This window comes from Natrinema sp. HArc-T2, from assembly GCF_041821085.1.
Classification (GTDB): domain Archaea; phylum Halobacteriota; class Halobacteria; order Halobacteriales; family Natrialbaceae; genus Natrinema.
This window is the reverse complement of sequence record NZ_JBGUAZ010000022.1, coordinates 1-1678: the sequence shown is the minus strand read 5'-3', so window position 1 is coordinate 1678 and position 1678 is coordinate 1. Positions and strand designations below refer to the sequence as shown.

3 protein-coding genes are annotated in these 1678 nt (G+C 54.5%); all 3 read right to left on the bottom strand.

Features of this window, described 5'->3' with window-relative positions; translation table 11 throughout:
* Window positions 1-338 precede the first annotated feature (338 nt).
* The gene (locus ACERI1_RS18765) at window positions 339-899 is read right to left on the bottom strand and encodes a hypothetical protein (RefSeq protein ID WP_373619997.1); all 561 of its coding nucleotides are present in this window, start codon (window positions 897-899) and stop codon (window positions 339-341) included.
* Between the two features lie 110 nt (window positions 900-1009).
* Complete coding sequence (locus ACERI1_RS18760; RefSeq protein WP_373619996.1) at window positions 1010-1444, bottom strand: TRAM domain-containing protein; 435 nt, start codon at window positions 1442-1444, stop codon at window positions 1010-1012.
* A gap of 14 nt (window positions 1445-1458) precedes the next feature.
* A partial coding sequence (locus ACERI1_RS18755; RefSeq protein ID WP_373619995.1) for a hypothetical protein occupies window positions 1459-1678 on the bottom strand: 220 nt, incomplete at its 5' end.

Below are 1678 nucleotides of genomic sequence, written 5' to 3'. Positions count from 1 at the left end.
TCTCATGTGTCCTATTTTCTCAAACACTCAGGAAATCCGGTGTGGGTAACTCAGAAAGCCTGGTCTATCATCCTTTCCACCGTATGATAGAGATCCTCTTAGGTCAAGAACCAATATCAAATGACTAACCATCTCTTTTTATATGGTTTCATCAACTTGTGGGGGGTAAACAATGACTCAGGAAATGAGGTGTGGGGTGTGAGATTTTTTGGCTATGCTGTTGTCTGTCAGTGTTTGTCTACTGTGACGCCCATGGTTTGCTGCGGTAGACTCTCTTCGAACACCCGCACCCCTTCTGGGGGATACAAACCGTCTCGCGTGACGAGATAACTCGACGGTTAGCGGCTGAACGTGCCATCCGGCGCAGGGACAAGTCTTGTCCGGATCTCGAGGTCGACACGCCGAAGATGCTTACAGCCGTTGTCTGGCTGGCGCTGCTCGAAATCAGGACAGGTACACGTTGTTGCCTCGATATCGACCTTGTAGGTGTTCCCGCTCTCACTCTCGACCTCGTAGACCGGGCCCACTGTCGCAAAGCGGACGTCCAGATGTTCGTTCAGTGCACGGCGAGTTCGTGGGTCGTCGATCGAGTAGCCACCTGCCTCGAGGGCAGTCGTCGGCTGGGGGTTGTCGCAGGGGGTGGTGAACTCGTCGCGATGGTTGCGTTCTTGGCTGCACTTTCTGCAGCGCCAGTACCGTGTACGATACTCGTAGCCATCAGTGAGATTGAGTTCGTACGGTGTTGGCTCCGCGCCTGGAAGCCACTCGTCGATCGCGACGAGTTCGTGTCCGTTCAGTCGGGCAATGTCTCCTGGATAGCTGCGATCACGGTCGCTCGTGTACTCGTCTGTCGGTCGATCTCGATGCGGGTCGCTCTCGGGTGGTCGATCTGTACTCATTCGTGGCCTCGAGGCACACGAGTGTGCGCCTCACCCACTCAGGCGCAGAAAATCACCGGTGTAAGCAGATTAGGTGAACAGATCAAGCTCTCGGCTATCTGGCTAGACTTTCACAGTGCTCGTGGATCGCTATCGACGATGCTCGCAAATGCGACGTTCTTCTGAACCTGCTCAATTTCGATGGTAGGCTCGTCACCAGGTTGAGCTCCAGAGACGATCACGACATAGCCACGTTCGACTTTTGCAATGCCGTCGCCCTGATCGCCGACAGTCTCGATTGTTACAGTACGTACCTCGCCTTCCTCGACAGGGGGTCCCGATGGGGTGTGGCTCACGGTCTCCTGAGAGGGAGATTGCTGTGTCCCCTGTTGCATCGATGATTCAGTCGAGGCAGGTGACTCAAGAATCGCTACGCGATACGTTTCGCCGGCTGACAACGCCTCGTGATCAACTTCACTCGAGGGAACTTCAACAACGTATGTTCCATTTTGCTCTTCGACTGGGGCGCTGAACAGAGAGCAAAGGGAATCGGGAATCTCGACCATTGAGTTTCTAGTGTTCAGAACCCAATGGGACAAGTAAGTTTCAGTACTTCACAAAGCTGGTCCTCGTAGACGTGGATTGCATCGTCTGCTTGCCCGATAGTAGACTCACCCAGTACAGGGTAGCGAATTAGCAGTGCTCTTCTCCGTGAGGTTGTCCAATAAACATCGATGAGGAGTGACCTCCTCCTCGCCGTAAACGGCGAGGCTTCCCACGGCACCGCACCGCTGGGTTGG